The organism is Streptomyces prunicolor (assembly GCF_045162825.1).
Lineage (GTDB): Bacteria > Actinomycetota > Actinomycetes > Streptomycetales > Streptomycetaceae > Streptomyces > Streptomyces prunicolor.
Genome location: NZ_CP108676.1, coordinates 8,347,623 through 8,362,859, shown reverse-complemented (window position 1 = coordinate 8,362,859; position 15,237 = coordinate 8,347,623). Strand labels below are relative to the sequence as shown.

General features: G+C 70.2%; 14 protein-coding genes and 1 pseudogene. 9 read left to right on the top strand and 6 right to left on the bottom strand.

What is annotated here, in order from left to right:
* Positions 1-9: 9 nt before the first annotated feature.
* From zapE to OG588_RS38110, 8 genes are all read left to right on the top strand, one after another.
* On the top strand, positions 10-1,116 hold the full coding sequence (gene zapE / locus OG588_RS38145) for a cell division protein ZapE (RefSeq protein ID WP_405951195.1): 1,107 nt from the start codon (positions 10-12) through the stop codon (positions 1,114-1,116).
* A gap of 154 nt (positions 1,117-1,270) precedes the next feature.
* Positions 1,271-1,669 (top strand): hypothetical protein, encoded by a 399-nt coding sequence (locus OG588_RS38140; RefSeq protein WP_405951194.1) that lies wholly within the window; start codon positions 1,271-1,273, stop codon positions 1,667-1,669.
* 87 nt (positions 1,670-1,756) lie between these two features.
* Positions 1,757-2,335, top strand: coding sequence for a carbonic anhydrase (locus OG588_RS38135; protein WP_405951193.1), 579 nt, complete (start codon positions 1,757-1,759; stop codon positions 2,333-2,335).
* A gap of 8 nt (positions 2,336-2,343) precedes the next feature.
* Positions 2,344-3,819: a SulP family inorganic anion transporter gene (locus OG588_RS38130; protein WP_405951192.1), complete on the top strand. Its 1,476-nt coding sequence runs from the start codon at positions 2,344-2,346 to the stop codon at positions 3,817-3,819.
* Positions 3,820-3,921: 102 nt separating this feature from the next.
* A complete protein-coding gene (locus OG588_RS38125) occupies positions 3,922-4,725 on the top strand; it encodes a slipin family protein (RefSeq protein WP_405951191.1) in 804 nt (267 codons plus the stop codon).
* 71 nt (positions 4,726-4,796) lie between these two features.
* Positions 4,797-5,684 carry a PPK2 family polyphosphate kinase gene (locus tag OG588_RS38120; protein WP_405951190.1) on the top strand — a complete coding sequence of 296 codons (888 nt, stop codon included), beginning with the start codon at positions 4,797-4,799 and terminating at the stop codon, positions 5,682-5,684.
* Between the two features lie 56 nt (positions 5,685-5,740).
* Complete coding sequence (locus OG588_RS38115; protein ID WP_405951189.1) at positions 5,741-6,583, top strand: polysaccharide deacetylase family protein; 843 nt, start codon at positions 5,741-5,743, stop codon at positions 6,581-6,583.
* A gap of 46 nt (positions 6,584-6,629) precedes the next feature.
* Positions 6,630-6,773 (top strand): hypothetical protein, encoded by a 144-nt coding sequence (locus OG588_RS38110; RefSeq protein ID WP_266863010.1) that lies wholly within the window; start codon positions 6,630-6,632, stop codon positions 6,771-6,773.
* A gap of 132 nt (positions 6,774-6,905) precedes the next feature.
* Here the strand turns inward: OG588_RS38110 and OG588_RS38105 are convergent.
* A pseudogene (locus OG588_RS38105) lies at positions 6,906-7,424 on the bottom strand (ATP-binding cassette domain-containing protein); the annotation flags it as partial.
* A gap of 178 nt (positions 7,425-7,602) precedes the next feature.
* Here OG588_RS38105 and OG588_RS38100 point away from each other — a divergent pair.
* Positions 7,603-8,334: an aminoacyl-tRNA hydrolase gene (locus OG588_RS38100; protein WP_405951188.1), complete on the top strand. Its 732-nt coding sequence runs from the start codon at positions 7,603-7,605 to the stop codon at positions 8,332-8,334.
* A gap of 246 nt (positions 8,335-8,580) precedes the next feature.
* On the opposite strand, the gene OG588_RS38095 is transcribed toward OG588_RS38100, so the two are convergent.
* From OG588_RS38095 to OG588_RS38075, 5 genes are all read right to left on the bottom strand, one after another.
* On the bottom strand, positions 8,581-9,873 hold the full coding sequence (locus OG588_RS38095; RefSeq protein ID WP_405951187.1) for a cation:proton antiporter: 1,293 nt from the start codon (positions 9,871-9,873) through the stop codon (positions 8,581-8,583).
* Between the two features lie 13 nt (positions 9,874-9,886).
* Positions 9,887-11,272: a cytochrome P450 gene (locus OG588_RS38090; RefSeq protein ID WP_405951186.1), complete on the bottom strand. Its 1,386-nt coding sequence runs from the start codon at positions 11,270-11,272 to the stop codon at positions 9,887-9,889.
* Positions 11,269-12,402: an alpha-hydroxy acid oxidase gene (locus tag OG588_RS38085; RefSeq protein ID WP_405951185.1), complete on the bottom strand. Its 1,134-nt coding sequence runs from the start codon at positions 12,400-12,402 to the stop codon at positions 11,269-11,271. The genes OG588_RS38090 and OG588_RS38085 overlap by 4 nt, the downstream gene beginning before the upstream one ends.
* Positions 12,403-12,407: 5 nt before the next feature.
* Positions 12,408-13,997 (bottom strand): NAD(P)-binding domain-containing protein, encoded by a 1,590-nt coding sequence (locus OG588_RS38080; RefSeq protein ID WP_405951184.1) that lies wholly within the window; start codon positions 13,995-13,997, stop codon positions 12,408-12,410.
* A 456-nt stretch (positions 13,998-14,453) separates the two neighbouring features.
* Positions 14,454-15,098, bottom strand: a complete 645-nt coding sequence (locus OG588_RS38075; protein ID WP_405951183.1) for a methyltransferase family protein — start codon at positions 15,096-15,098, stop codon at positions 14,454-14,456.
* Positions 15,099-15,237: the final 139 nt, after the last annotated feature.

Below are 15,237 nucleotides of genomic sequence, written 5' to 3'. Positions count from 1 at the left end.
TGATGAACCGTGTCATCCTCCTCCGCCGCCGCCTCCGGGATCAGCCCGATAGCAGACGCGGCCCCGCTGTCCTTGTGCGCCCGTGAGCCGTACGTCCCCGCGGACCGGCTGGTCGCCGAGATGGTGCCGCCGCCGCGCTTCGACTCGGTGCGCTTCGCCACGTACATCCCGGACCCGAACCAGCCCAGCCAGACCGAGGCCGTCGGCGTCCTGGAGACCTTCGCCGCCGGCCTCGGCGAGGCGCATGCGGCCGCCGGCGCGAAGCGCGGCTTCCTCGGCTTCGGCAAGAGCAAGAGCAAGACACCCGCCGGCCCCCGTGGCGTCTACCTGGACGGCGGTTACGGCGTCGGCAAGACCCACCTCCTCGCCTCCCTCTGGCACGCGACCCCGGCCGAGCCCGCGCTCAAGGCCTTCGGGACCTTCGTCGAGCTGACGAACCTGGTCGGCGCGCTCGGCTTCCAGAAGACGGTGCAGACGCTCTCCGGTCACCGGCTGCTGTGCATCGACGAGTTCGAGCTGGACGACCCGGGCGACACCGTCCTCGTGTCGACCCTGCTCGGCAAGCTGGTCGACGCGGGCGTGGCGCTCGCCGCCACCTCCAACACCCTGCCGGGCAAGCTCGGCGAGGGCCGCTTCGCGTCCGTCGACTTCCTGCGCGAGATCCAGGGCTTGTCCGCGCACTTCCGCTCGCTGCGCATCGACGGCGACGACTACCGCCACCGCGGCCTGCCGGAGGCCCCGGCGCCGTTCTCCGACGAGCAGGTGACGAAGGCGGCGTACGCCACCGCGGGTGCCTCCCTCGACGACTTCCCGCACCTGCTCGCCCACCTCGCCAAGGTCCACCCCAGCCGCTACGGCGCCCTCACCGACGATCTCAAGGCCGTCTGCCTCACCGACGTCCAGCCGATACCCGACCAGTCGACCGCGCTACGGCTCGTCGTCCTCGCGGACCGGCTCTACGACCGTGAAGTACCGGTCCTGGCCTCGGGGTTGCCCTTCGACCAGTTGTTCAGCGAGGAGATGCTGAACGGCGGCTACCGCAAGAAGTACTTCCGCGCGATCTCCCGCCTCACCGCGCTCGCCCGGGACGCCAAGGGCCTCGTCAAAACCGCTTAGTTCACGCCAGCCCAGGCGCGCTTTTCACGCTCTCTTGCATCGGAAACGCTGCGTTAACCCTGCAAACAACTTCACCGGGTTACCGTGTTACTTGACCAGCCGTTGACCTGGCCTTGGTCTGTACTAGGAACACGAACTGGCTGAAGGGGGGCGCATGTTCCGAGGTAGGACGGCTCGGACCGTCGTGACGCTCCTCACCCTCGTCCTGTTCGCCCTCCAGTTCTTCGCATCCAAGGAATCCTTCGCACCCGCGCACACAGTGCGTCATGCGGAGGCCAAAGCACAGCCCGGCCTCAAGCTCAGCGGCAAGGCCCTGCGCGCCGAGACCATCACGTTCCGCGACTGCGGCGCCTCCGGGACTCCCACCGTCCCGCTCCGCCTGCGCGACCGTTACCGCACCGCCGACTGCGGGCCCGAGACGCCCGCGCGTCCCCTTCTGACACCGGACCCGGCGGCCGTACCCACTTCGGTGGCGCCCGGCAGAGCACCGCACCGCACATCGAGATCCTCGGCAGCACACACTCCGGCGGCACTTCAGGTCTTCCGCTGCTGAGAGTCGAGCAGGCAGTCAATTCCCCCACAGACACTGTCATGCAAGCCCGACGCGCCCAGAGGGCGCGCCAGGAGGAACAAACACGTCATGCAGCCCCTCATCGACAACGCCCGTACGTTCGGACAACGCCCTGAGGAGTTCGCCAAACTCGCTGAAGGCCAGTCCCCGCAGGTCCTGTTCATCACCTGCTCCGACTCCAGGGTCGTCCCGGCCCTGATCACGGGCGCCCGCCCCGGCCAGCTCTTCGAGCTGCGCACCGCCGGCAACATCGTCCCGCCGTACGCCTCCCAACACCCCACCAGCGAGGCGTGCACCATCGAGTACGCCGTGGAGGTCCTCGGCGTCTCCGACATCGTGGTCTGCGGCCACTCGCACTGCGGCGCCGTCGGCGCGTTGGTGCGCGGCGACGACCTGACCGCCGTACCGGCCGTGCGCGACTGGCTCACGCACGCCACCCCGCGGCCCGAGGGCGCGGTCGCGGACCCGGCCGTGTCCGAAGGCGTGCAGGCACACGTGCTGACGCAGCTGCTCAGGCTGCGCTCGTACTCGTACATCGAGAAGAAGCTGAAGGACCGTCAACTGTCGCTGCACGCATGGTTCTACGAGGTCCACACCGGTGCCGTGCTCACGCACGACCCGGCAACCGACACCTTCAAGGCCCTGTGAGCGTCGCGATGTTGACCAAATTCCCTCATCTGCGGCAGGACTTCGCCGCTTCCCTCGTCGTGTTCCTGGTCGCGCTCCCGCTGTGCGTGGGTGTGGCCGTCGCCTCCGGTGTGCCGGCCGAACTCGGCCTGGTCACCGGCATCGTGGGCGGGCTCGTCACCGGATTCATGCGGGGCAGCAGCCTCCAGGTGTCCGGGCCCGCCGCGGGTCTGACCGTGCTGGTCTTCGAGGCGGTGCGGGAGTACGGACTGCCCGCCCTCGGGGTCATCGTGCTCACCACCGGTGTGCTTCAAATCGCCATGGGTGTCCTGAAGTTGGGGCGCTACTTCCGGGCCATCTCGGTCTCGGTCGTCGAGGGCATGCTGGCCGGTATCGGACTGGTGCTGATCGCCGGGCAGTTGTACTCGGTGGCGGGGGCGAAGGCCCCCGCCTCGGGCCTGGACAAGATAGTCGAGCTGCCCGGCGCGCTCGTCGACGCCGTCGGGAGCACGAAGGCGCTGGCCTCACTCGCGCTCGGCGCCGCCACCATCGCCGTACTGGTGCTGTGGAAGCGGATGCCGGCCAAGGTCCGTACGGTGCCGGGTCCGTTGGCCGCCGTAGGACTGGCGACGCTCGCCGCGCTCGCCTTCGGGCTGCCGGTGGCGACCGTCGAAGTGCAGGGTCTGCTCGGCTCGTTGCAGCCGCCGCCGCTGAGTGAGTTCGGTGATCTGGCGCAGGTCGGGATGCTGGGCACGATCGTCGCGTTCACGTTGATCGCGTCCGCCGAGTCGCTGTTCAGCGCGGCTGCGGTGGACCGGCTGCACTCCGGTCAACGCACCGAGTACGACAAGGAGTTGGTGGCGCAGGGCGCGGGCAACGCGCTGTGCGGGATGCTCGGCGCGCTGCCGATGACCGCGGTGATCGTGCGCAGCGCGGCGAACGTGCAGGCGGGCGCGCGGACGAAGGCGTCCCGGGTCATGCACGGCGTATGGCTGCTGCTGTTCGCGGCGCTGCTGCCGAACGTCCTCGCGTACATCCCGATCCCGGCCCTGGCGGGCATCCTCGTGCACGCCGGCGCCAAGCTGATCCCGGTCCGGGAGATCGTGTCGCTGTGGCGCGAGCACCGGGGCGAGGCGCTGATCCTGGTCGTCACGGCGCTGTCGATCGTCGCGGTCAGCATGTTCGAGGGGGTCCTCATCGGCCTCGCGCTGGCCGTCGCGAAGACGGCGTGGGAGGCCTCGCACATCAAGCTGGAGGTCGTCGACAAGGGCGCGGGCCCGGTCCAGGCCTACCTTTCCGGCAACGCGACCTTCCTACGGCTGCCGAAGATCCTCGACAGCCTGGAGGCGCTCCCCCAGGACCGGCCGGTCGAACTGCACCTCTCCGGTCTGCACCACCTGGACCACGCCTGTCGTACGGCCCTGGAGAACTGGGCCGAGCGGCACAGCGCGGCCGGTACCGAGCCGGTGAAGGTCACCGCGATACAGGTCACGGCGGCGAAGTAGCAGCGGTGCAGGTGCCTGCTCCGGGGTGATCGTGGCCCCGGGGCAGGCACCGGGCATACCCTTGCAGGAGCAGACAAAAGACCTCTCCGCTAGGGGGTCAGGATGCTCCAGGAACTGCTGGTCGCGAGCGCGGCGGCCGGTTCCGCGTGCGTGGTCTACGTCGCCGCTGCGGCCAGGGTCGTCAAGCAGTACGAGCGCGGGGTGGTCTTCCGCCTCGGGCGGGTGGCCGGCGAGGTGCGGGCGCCCGGGTTCACGATGGTCGTCCCGTTCGTGGACAAGCTCCGCAAGGTCAACATGCAGATCGTGACGATGCCCGTGCCCGCGCAGGAGGGCATCACCCGCGACAACGTGACCGTGCGCGTCGACGCGGTGGTCTATTTCAGGGTCGTCGACGCGTCCGACGCGATCGTCAAGGTCGAGGACTACCGCTTCGCCGTCTCGCAGATGGCACAGACCTCGCTGCGGTCGATCATCGGCAAGAGCGACCTCGACGATCTGCTCTCCAACCGCGAAAAGCTCAACCAGGGCCTGGAGTTGATGATCGACAGCCCCTCCATCGGCTGGGGCGTGCAGATCGACCGCGTCGAGATCAAGGACGTGTCGCTGCCGGAGACGATGAAGCGCTCGATGGCCCGGCAGGCCGAGGCCGACCGTGAACGCCGGGCCCGGATCATCAACGCGGACGCCGAGTTGCAGGCCTCGAAGAAACTCGCCGAGGCCGCCGAGCAGATGTCCGAACAGCCCGCCGCACTCCAACTCCGGCTGCTGCAAACGGTGGTGGCGGTCGCGGCCGAGAAGAACTCGACGCTCGTGCTCCCCTTCCCGGTCGAGCTGCTGCGCTTCCTGGAACGCGCGCAGCCGCAACAGCCGCCGCCCGTTCCGCCGCCGCCCGCCGTGGAGCAGTAGCCACGCCCGCTGACTGGCGGGCGTGGCCACCGCGCCGCAGGATCGAGGGAGCCGACCGGAAGAGGTGCCCCATGGCCGAGAAGGGCACGAAGCGCAAGAGCGGGAACAAGAGCGGGGCTGTCCCCGTCGCCGACCTCCTGCGCGTCCCCGCCGGCCGCCCGGTCGACCTCTCCTCCTACGACGCGGCAGCCACCCCCGGCGGCCCCGCCGACAAGGCCGCCGGCCTCAAGGACACCGCCCGGATGGGCGAACACCTCGCCGACCTGCAAGAACGCCTGTGGGCAGCAAGCACCGCCGGCGACGGGCGCCGTCTGCTCCTGGTCCTCCAAGGCATGGACACCAGCGGCAAGGGCGGCACGGTCAAGCACGTCATCGGCCTGTTCAACCCCTCCGGCTGCCGGATCAGCGCCTTCAAGGCCCCCACACCGGAGGAACGGAAGCACGACTTCCTCTGGCGCATCAGACGCGCCCTCCCCCACCCCGGCGAGATCGGCATCTTCGACCGCTCCCACTACGAGGACGTCCTCATCGCCCGCGTCCGCGAACTCGCCCCGCACCGCGAGATCAACGACCGCTACACCCAGATCAACCGCTTCGAGAAGTCCCTGACCGACGACGGCGTGACCGTCGTCAAGTGCTTCCTCCACATCTCCTACGACCAACAAGAGCGCCGCCTGCTGGAACGCCTCGACAACCCGGACAAGCACTGGAAGTTCAACCCCGGAGACATCGAGGAACGCGCCCTGTGGCCCGCGTACCAGCAGGCCTACGAGATCGCCCTCGCCCGCTGCTCCACCCCGGCTGCCCCCTGGTACCTGATCCCGGCCGACCGCAAGTGGTACCGCAACTGGGCGATCAGCCGCCTCCTCCTGGAACACCTGACGGCACTGGACCCGCAGTACCCGAAGGCGGACTTCGACGTGGAGGCGTGCCGGGAGCAGCTGCTCGGTTCGGACTGACCGCACACTCCGTGTCGATGACCTAATTCTTCGTTTTATCCTCCTATGTTCCTACGGTGACCATTCGAGTACGACGAGTCGCCGCCGCCTGTGCACTCGGCGCCGCGCTCACCGCCTGCGGGGCCCCCTCAGCGCCCCATGCCAGCCGTCCGGCGCCCAGCGCGCCCACCGCCGCCGTGTCGCGGCCGCCCACGCTCGCGCCCGGCCCCGCCGGTCTGACCCCGGTCTTCAAGAACGGTCCGCGGGCGGACGGCAAGACCGTCGCGCTGACCTTCGACGCCGACATGACCGCCGACGAGGGGCCGCGTGCGGCGGCGGGCGAGCACTTCGACAATCCGCAGCTGATCTCCACGCTGCGCACGCTGAAGGTGCCGGCGACCGTGTTCATGACGGGGCGGTGGGCGGACGAGTACCCGGCCGAGGCCCGTGCGATCGGCCGGGACCCGCAGTTCGAGATCGCCAACCACTCCTACAGCCACTACGCCTTCACCGGCGACTGCTACGGCCTGCCGACCGTCGCCCCGGACCGGATGAAGGCCGATGTGGAGCGGGCGTACACCGCTTTCAAGAAGGCCGGCGTGCCGAACGCGATGCCGTACTTCCGCTTCCCCGGCGGGTGTTACGACCGGCAGGCGTTGAAGACGCTGAGCGCGGTCGGTGTCACGGCGGTGCAGTGGGACGTGGTGAGCGGCGACGCGTTCGCGACGGACTCGGACGCCGTGGCCCAACAGGTCCTGGACGGTGTGAAGCCCGGCTCGGTCGTCGTCATGCACTGCACGCGCAGCGCCGCCCCGGCGACCGAACGGGCCGTCCGCATGATCGTGCCCGAGCTGCGGAAGAAGGGGTACCGGTTCGTGAAGGTCTCCGAGCTGATCGGGGCGACGGACCGGCACCGCTGAAGGTCGGCCGGGTCGGCTGCTCGCGCGCTCCTCTTACGCTGGTCGTATGAGCGACGAAGAGCCGGCGCCGGCGTACGCGGAGTGTGTGCTGTGCCAGAAGCCGACCGAGTACCCGGAGTCGTACAAGGGGATCACGCTGTGCCCCGTGTGCGAGTGGCAGGAGGCGCAGCGGACCGCCTGTTCAGGGTGAGCGGCGTGAGGTGAGGGCGCAGGTCACGGCGGTCACGGCCGCCGTGACCAGGGCGGCTCCGGCCAGCGGCAGCAACGGCACCGAGACCGTGCCCGACTGCGAGCCGGTGACCAGGCCGCTGACCGCCGCCTGCGCCGTGCGTTCGGCCACCGCCCGTTCCAGCTCCGCCCTCGCGTCCTCGTCCAGGCCGGTCCATGCCTCGTCGAGGATCAGCAGGTCCGGTTCGGCGAGTAGGGCCTGGGCGACCGCGACCTTCTGGCTGCTGCCCTTGGAGAGCTTGGTCATGGGGGTGCCGGCGTAGGCGGTGGCGCCGAAGCGGGCCGGCCACTCGGCGGCGGCGCGGGGCGCTGCCGCGCGGGAGAGGCCGTGCACCGTGCCCAGGTGGGTGAGGTAGGCCTCGGCGGTGAACGGGAGTGCCTGGGGGAAGCGTTCGGGGACGTATGCCGTGCGGGGGCGGCCGGTGACCTTGCCTTCGGTGGGGGCGTCTATGCGGGCGAGGAGGCGGAGGAGGGTGGATTTGCCGGTGCCGTTGGGGCCCTCGATGCGGGTGAGGGTGTGGGGCGCCAACGCCAGGTTTACCCCGCGGAGGATCCAGGGGCCGTGGATTCCGTGGCGGCGGCCGACGTTGTTCAGCTGTAGATCGCGTCGCATGGGGGCATCTTCTCGCGGGAGCGGTGTGGGGGGGTGGGTTGTTTGGCGGGTGCGGGCCGGTTGTGGCTGGTCGCGCCCACGCGGCGGAGCCGCATATCGATACCGCCCCGCGCCCCTTGGGTGGGTCCCCTGAACGGTGTTTCTAAGGGCCGCTCCCCTGCCTGGCAGACTTAGGGGTGTGACCAGTGACTCCATCGTTCCCGGCGACAATGTCGACCCCTTCCTCAACGAGCCCACCCCTCGTGACGAGGCTCCGCAGTTTGTGTTGCCTCTGGTTGTGCGGATCGAGCGGGAAGCTCCTCCGGCCCGTACTGACGCGCTGGAGACTGCCGCTCGGGCTGTGCTGACGATCCTGAGCGATGAGCGTGCCGTCGGGGACGGGGAGTGGGCGCAGGTCATGCGGGACTGGCAGGACGCGCGTATCCGGAAGGTGGTCCGGCGGGCACGCGGGGCCGAGTGGCGGCGGGCCGAGGCGCTGCCGGGCATCACCGTGACCGGGAAGTCCGCGGAGGTACGGGTCTTCCCGCCCGTCCCGCTCGACGGCTGGCCCAAGGACCTGGCCCGGCTCCAGGTCTCCGGCACCGACCTCGACGACCCCGAACCGCCGACCGACGCGGACCCTACGGCGCCGGTGCTCTGGCTGAACCCCGACCTCGACATGTCCGCCGGCAAGACGATGGCCCAGACCGGCCACGGCGCCCAACTCGCCTGGTGGGAACTGTCGGACGAGGAGCGGACCGCCTGGCGCCAGGCGGGTTTCCCTCTCTCGGTCCGCACCGCCGACCCCGCCCGTTGGACCGAACTCACCAGCAGCGGGCTGCCGTTGGTGAAGGACGCGGGGTTCACGGAGGTCGCGCCGGGCTCAGCGACCGTCGTGACGGAGCATCCGGCGCTGCGGCGACGCGGCTGAGGCAGCGCGACCGAGGTGCCCGCGCAACCGTTCGTCGCGGAAAGCGTACGGCCGTGTCGGTGGCCTGCCCGGCCGTGTCGGAGCCTGCCTGGCCGGGGCGACGGCCGGTCGGTCGACGCCCCTTTGGGGCCGCGCGATCATCGAACACCTCGGCGCTGAGCGCGTCGTGACGGTCTCGCCGCCGAACACACGCCGGGTGCGCCACGCCGCCTGCCGCCCGGCGCCCGTCGCCCCGCAGGCGCTCGCTCAACTCGGCGCCGCCGCCACCTCCTCCTCGTCCTCCTCCTCGCCCTCGGGTGCCTCCTCCGCTGTCCGGGATCTGGCGTCGCGGCGGTCCAGCAGGCTCAGCACCGGAACCGTCATGACCGTGGTGACCAGGGCGACGAGGACGAGAGCGGTGAACAGCTCCTCGCTGACGATGCCGGCCGACAGCCCGATGTTGAGCGCGATCAGCTGCATGAGACCACGGGCGTTCATCAGGGCGCCGACCCGGACGGCCACCGGGCCGGGTTCGCCGCGCAGCCGGGCGGCGGCCCAGCAGCCGCCGAACTTTCCGGCCACGGCGAGGACGACCGCGGCCGCCCCGAACAGCAGCACGGGCGGGTCGGAGAACACGTCGAACCGGGTGTTCAGGCCGGAGTAGGTGAAGAACATCGGCACGAACACCACCTGGGTCACGGACTGGGTGGTTCGCACGAGCCGTTCGGACGCCTCGCCGCGTGGCATGGCCATCCCCACGCAGAACGCCCCGAACACGGAGTACAGGCCGCTGATGTCGGTGAACCAGGCCGCGCAGAACAGCGCGGCGACCGTGAAGAGGAGGCGGGTGTCGTCGCCGAGGCCCGGGCGGTTCACGATCCAGGCCAGCAGTCGGCGCCCCAGCAGCAGGAGTACGGCGACGAACAGCAGGGTGCCGCCGACGGCCTCCAGGATGGGCCGCGCCTTGCCCGAGGCCACGCTCAGCACGCCCGCCAGCATGATCCAGGCCACGGCGTCGTCCGTGGCGCCGGAGGCCAGGGCGAGTGAGCCGAACCGCGAACCGGCCAGCCCGCGTTCGGTGATGATCCGGGCCAGCATCGGGAAGGCGGTGATCGCCAGCGCGACGCCGACGAACGCCGCCGTCACCCAGACCGAGACCCCGTCGACGAAGATGCCGACATGGCCGTGGGCCACGAGGGTCAGTCCCACGCCCAGCACCAGCGGGATCCCCACACCCGCCGAGGAGACGGCGACGGCGGTGCCGGCCAGGCCGCGTCCCGCGTGCGCCCGGAACTCGTAACCGGCGCCGAACATCAGGGCCACCAGACCGATCTGGCCGGCCACGTACAGCACCGGCTTCAGTTCGGGCGGGAAGACATGGGCGGAGGTCCCTGGGGCGATCAGCCCGAACAGGGAGGGGCCGAGCAGTACCCCGGCGATCATCTCGCCGACCACGGGCGGCTGGCCGAAGCGGCCGGCCAGCAGGACGACCAGCCGGCAGGTCAGCAGAATCACGACGACGGCCAGGAAGAAGGCGGGAGCGAGCTCCACGGGAGTCATGGTCTCGGTCCTCTCATCGGCCGGCTGGGACGGAGGTGGTGGAGCCGCCGGACGAGGCGGCGAAATAGTTCCGGCACAGGCCCTGGCGCCGGGCGTCCCACACCATGTAGCTGCCGAGGACGAGTTGGACGAGGCTGCGCCAGACGCCCTCCCAGCTGTCGGCGAGGCGCATCACCGCGAGCCGGGTCCGCAACCGGGCACCCTCGGCCCCGGTGCGTGCGACGAGCAGGCAGGGACCGCGGCTGGGCAGCGAACGGGTGTGTTCCACCGAGGAGTCGAGTCGGAAACGGCGCAGGATCTCCTCCGCCGCGACCCGCATGGTGAGGACGGCGAAACCGCGCGCCGGGCAGGGACGGTTGGCGGTCACCCCGAACGGGATGGAGGCGGAGGGCCTCGTGTCCGCGTTCAGCCAACGGTCCGGGTCGAACGAGTCGCCTCCGGACCCCTGGTACTCGGGGTAGTTGAACAGCAGGACCGAACCGGCCGGGATGGGATCGCGTCCGTCCCGGGGGATCTCCCCCGAGGTGATCCGGTGGGCCACGCCGAAGAGCGGGAAGTGTTGCAGCGTCTCGTTGATCACCCGGTCCAGGAAGTCCGGGTCCTCCTCGCCGGCCAACAGGCGGTCCTGGACCGGCTGGTGTGCGGCGAGGGCCAGCAGGAGATGGGCCATCGCCTCCGACATCTGCACGACCGCGGTGTTGAAGAACGTGCCCTGGAGGTAGTACGCCTGCTCTCGTGCGGTGAGTGTGGCCGGCAGCGGGCCGGGCGGCGGGTCGTGCGCGAGCCGGTCCCTCAAGTGGGCGGTGAGGCGGGCCCGGCGGTCCATGTGGCGCAGGCCGGTGCACTTCAGGGCGCTGACCACGTCGTCCGCGTTGCCGGTGATCAGGTCCCGGACGTGCCGTGGACAGGGTGCGCGGAAGACCACCTCGTAGTAGACCTCGGCCCAGACGGGCATCATCAGGTCGCGCAGTCTGACCCGGTGCACGCGCGCGTGGCCGTCGAGTTCGTCGAGCACCCGGCGGGTGCAGCGGCCGACCAGTTCCGTCCACCGCTCGCGGGACAGCCCGGCCAGGATCTGCCGGGTGGTCCGGGCCACGTCGTCGTAGCGCGGGCCGGGCTCCAAGTGCTCCTGGTGCACTTCCGGGCCCGGCGAGAGCCAGTACCAGAACAGGTCGGAGAGTGCGGCGCCCCGGCTGCGGCCGTTGGCCGCCGGATGCCCGTACACCTTCTTGAACTCCTCGGCGGGCACCTCCCTGCCCGGTGCCCGCACCCCTTCCTCGCCGCCCACCCAGGCGAAGATCCGCACCCGCAGCGCGATCACGGTCCTGGGCAGCCAGTACGGCAGACCGACCACCAGGGCCACGGCCGGACCCAGAACGAGCCAACCGGTGGGGCTCACGCGACCACCCCGCCGAATCGTCGGTCCGTCCCCGGTGTCACGGCGGGACCAGGAACGGGACCCCATGCGGGCACCCGGACCAGATCGGGTGTCAGGTCAGCGAGTCCGGACGCCCCGCACAGGGCGAGGGTGTCGTCGAGTTCGTCCCGCAGCAGTTCGAGGAGACGTCGTACGCCTTTCTCGCCGCCCTCGGCCAGGGCCCACATCACGGGCCGGCCGATACCCACCGCGGACGCGCCGAGCGCCAGTGCCTTGACCGCGTCGGTGCCGCGCCGGACGCCGCCGTCCAGCACGACCGGGATGCGGCCCTCGACGGCGGCCAGGATCTCCGGCAGTAGCTCCAACGTGGCGGGTACGGTGTCGAGTTGGCGGCCGCCGTGGTTCGACAGCAACAGCCCGTCGACGCCGTGCCGGACCGCGAGCCGGGCGTCCTCGGGGTGCAGGACGCCCTTGAGCAGGATGGGCAGGGAAGTGATGCCGCGCAGCCAGTCGATGTGCTCCCAGTTCAGCTCCGGGGACATGGCGATCTGGCGTACGTGACCGCGCTCGCCGTCGCGCAGGTCCACCAGGTTCTCGCAGCGCAGGCCCGGCGGCAGGTCGTGGAAGCCATTGCGCCGGTTGCGCTCGCCCGCGCCCAGCACCGGTGAGTCCACGGTGACGACCAGCGCGGTGCAGCCCGCGTCGGTGGCCCGCCGTACCAGCTCCTCGGTGATGTCCAGGTCGGGCTGGATGTAGAGCTGGAACCACAGGGTCGCGTCGTCGCCGGCCGCGCGGGCCGCGTCGGCGATCTCGCCCACCGCCACCGTGGACGCCATGGCGACGATCATGATCACACCGGCCGCGGCGGCGGCCCGGGCGGTCGCCAACTCCCCTTCGGGATCGACCAGTTTATGGAAGGCGGTCGGGGAGAGCAGGACCGGCAGGCTCGCCCGGCTGCCGAGCAGGCTGATGCCCAACTCCCGCTCGGCGCTTCCCCGCAGCACCCGGGGCAGCAGCTGCAGCCGCCCGAACGCCGCCTCGTTGGCCCGTACGGTGATCTCGTCACGTGCCCCGCCGGCGATGAAGTCGGCGTACACGGGGTCCAGTTCGGCGCGCGCCGCGGTCTCGAAGTCACGGACGGTGTACTGCACGCCGCTCACCGCCCCGCCGGAGCGGGCCGACGGTCCAGCTCGCGGGCGAAGAACGCGGCCAACGGGGCGTGGTGGACCTCCGGGTCGTCCCAGTGGTTCTCCAGGTTCTCGGCCATGTGATGGATGCCGAGAAGTTCACCGGCGCCGTGGTGGCGGATCACCGGGTGGAGGTACGCCGCGTCGAAGGCGTCGTCGACCGAGTTCTGGGCGGTGCGGCGCACGGTGATGTCGAAGGGGTCGACCTTGTCGTGGTCGGGGCCGTACTCCAGGGTGACGGTGAAGTAGTCGCCGCTGTCGGGGAGTTGGCGTTCGTGGGCGTACGCGACCGGCACCTCCTCGTGGTACCTGGCCGGTTTGCCGGGTGGTGTGACGATCAGGTCCCCGATGACGCCGAACTGCTGCCACAGTGCCGAGCTGCGGTTGACCCGGGCCACCACGGCGTCCGCCAGCGCGGCCGGATCGCTCTCCAACTGCCGGTGCGGCCAGGGCTGTTCGTGATGGCGTTCGTCGAGGATGCGGCTCAGGGCGCGTACGGCGTACCGGAAGCCGTGGATGAAGCCACCGGTGGACTTCTTGAAGTCGCGCTGCTGCATGAGTGTTCCAGCGAAGTAGAGGCCGGGCACATTCACCGACTCGTACGCCGGGGAGAGGGCGGCGAAGCGGTCGTCGATGACCAGGGCGGGGCTGCACTCCGGGTCGAAGACCGCGGCGTCGAAGCGGAATCCGGTGCAGACGATCACCCGGTCGTAGCGCAGTTCCTTCACGACCTCGTCGGCCCGGGAGAAGCTGAAGCGGACGCGGTACATGCCGTCGGGGTCCTTCTCGACGGAGAGCACGTTGCCGTCCAACAGGGCGTTCTGCGACTTGAGTTGGTAGGTGTCGAGGAAGTTGTTGTTGACCGCGCGGAGATGGCCGACGTAGTGGCTGTTCCAGGCCATGCGGACGGAGTGCGGGCCGGCGACATGGATGACGGCGGCGGTCTCGACAAGGTTGTCAGCGGTCTCCAGGGCGGAGTTGCCCTTGCCGATGATCAGGACGCGCCGGTCGATGAAGTCCTCGGGGTCCACGGAGACGACGGAGTAGTCGTCGGCGGTCTCGATGCCGGGAATATCGGGGGTGTTGGGCCGAGTCAGTCCGGTGGCGACGACCAGCCGGCGGGCGCGGTGTTCGTGGCCGTGCTGATCTGTGACGGTGAAGCCGTCCTCGTCCCGCTGGATCCGCTCCGCCCGGGTGTCGTAGGCGATGTCCAGCTTGAACGCCTCGGCGAAGTCGGCGAGATAGCGCACCAGGTCGTCGGCGTGCGGGAAATAGCGCTTGCTGTAACGGCTGAAGAGCAGGTGCGGGTCCGGGGACAGCAGGGAGTTCCAGTCCATCCGGAGATTCAGTTCGGGATCGTCGGTGCCGTTGTACACCTTGTTGATGGAGATCAGCTTGCGGTGGCGGGGGAAGGTGCCGAAGAACGTGCCGGGGGCGTGGCCGCTCTCCAGGATCCGGTATCCGTGCCCGGCCGCCTGGAGTAACTGCCCGAGCTGGAGCCCGGCGGGACCGGCACCGACCACGAGGTAGTCCAGACGCTCACTGTGCGTGGAGTTCACGGAACTCTCCTTCTGCTCCGGGCGGGGACATGCCTGGAGGAGGGTGGGGGGTGACAGGTGAGGGGTGAGGAAGGGCGGCCGCCGTCGGGTGGCGACGCGTCTTGGCCGGGCGCTGTTCCTGCGAGGTGTCGTTCGTGCGTCAGGGCGCCTGGCCCCACGTGCGCGTCAGCGGTCAGCGGTCAGCGGTCAGCCGAAATGGTCGCGCCTCGTCGACGGACAGAGCGATTCGGGAGCGGTCGCCGTGCGGGCCGGGGACAACGTGGCCGGGCGTTCTGGCAGGGGCATTGCAGACCCTCCATCAGATTTCCCTTTGAAATCTCCATGAGCACGTTAGTGACGAGCTGTGGACATGGGCAACAGTGGCACCGGGATGACAGCAATCCGACAGGTGACCCCGTCAACTTCCCCTCTTGGGCCGGAAATTGACGCCGGTGACCACCACACGACCGACCCGAACTACCCGTGCCGGCTGTCGACGGCCCGGGGTCCGCCCGGAGCGGGCCGGGTCCACGGGATCAGCGCCGGAACGCGGGCGCGATACGCCTCGTAAGCCGCACCGAACTGCCCGGCCATCATCCCGTCCTCGACGCGCACCCGGCGCAGCAGCCACGGCACGGCGACGGCCAGGAACACGATCCACACGCCGAAGCCGCAGGCCAGCATCCCGCCGAGGACCAGGCCGAGGAGCCCGGTGTAGATGGGGTGCCGCACTATTCGGTACGGGCCCTCGGTGCGCAGTTCGTGGTGTTCGTGGACCAGCGGGATGCTGGCCCACATGACGCCCAGAACCCAACGGGCCCACAGCAGCAGCGCGGTGGAGGCGACGGCGAGCAGGGCGCCCAGGATCGCGAGCTCCGGCTGCCAGTACTGGAGGTGGTGCCAGAAGGAGTCCGGGGTGTGTCTGATGAGCAGGGAGAACGCGTACGAGCCCGCGAGCAGCAGCGCCCGCCGAGGCAGCGTGCGGCGCAGACCGCGCGCCCAGCCGCCCGGCCCGGCCTCGCTCTTCACGCCGAAGTAGACGGCGCCCGCGATCCAGGCCACGACGAAGATCGCGACACAGATGCCGGTGAGAGCGACGAGTGCGGAATGTAGTGAGCCCATGGCACAAGGCTGCGCTCCGACCTGCGTCGACCACCACCACCCACGGGCGGATTCCGGAACTCCACCCTCGGGTGGAGAACTATGACTCACGCCATGACACACGCCATGACTCACGGTCGAGGTGACCCAGATCACGACG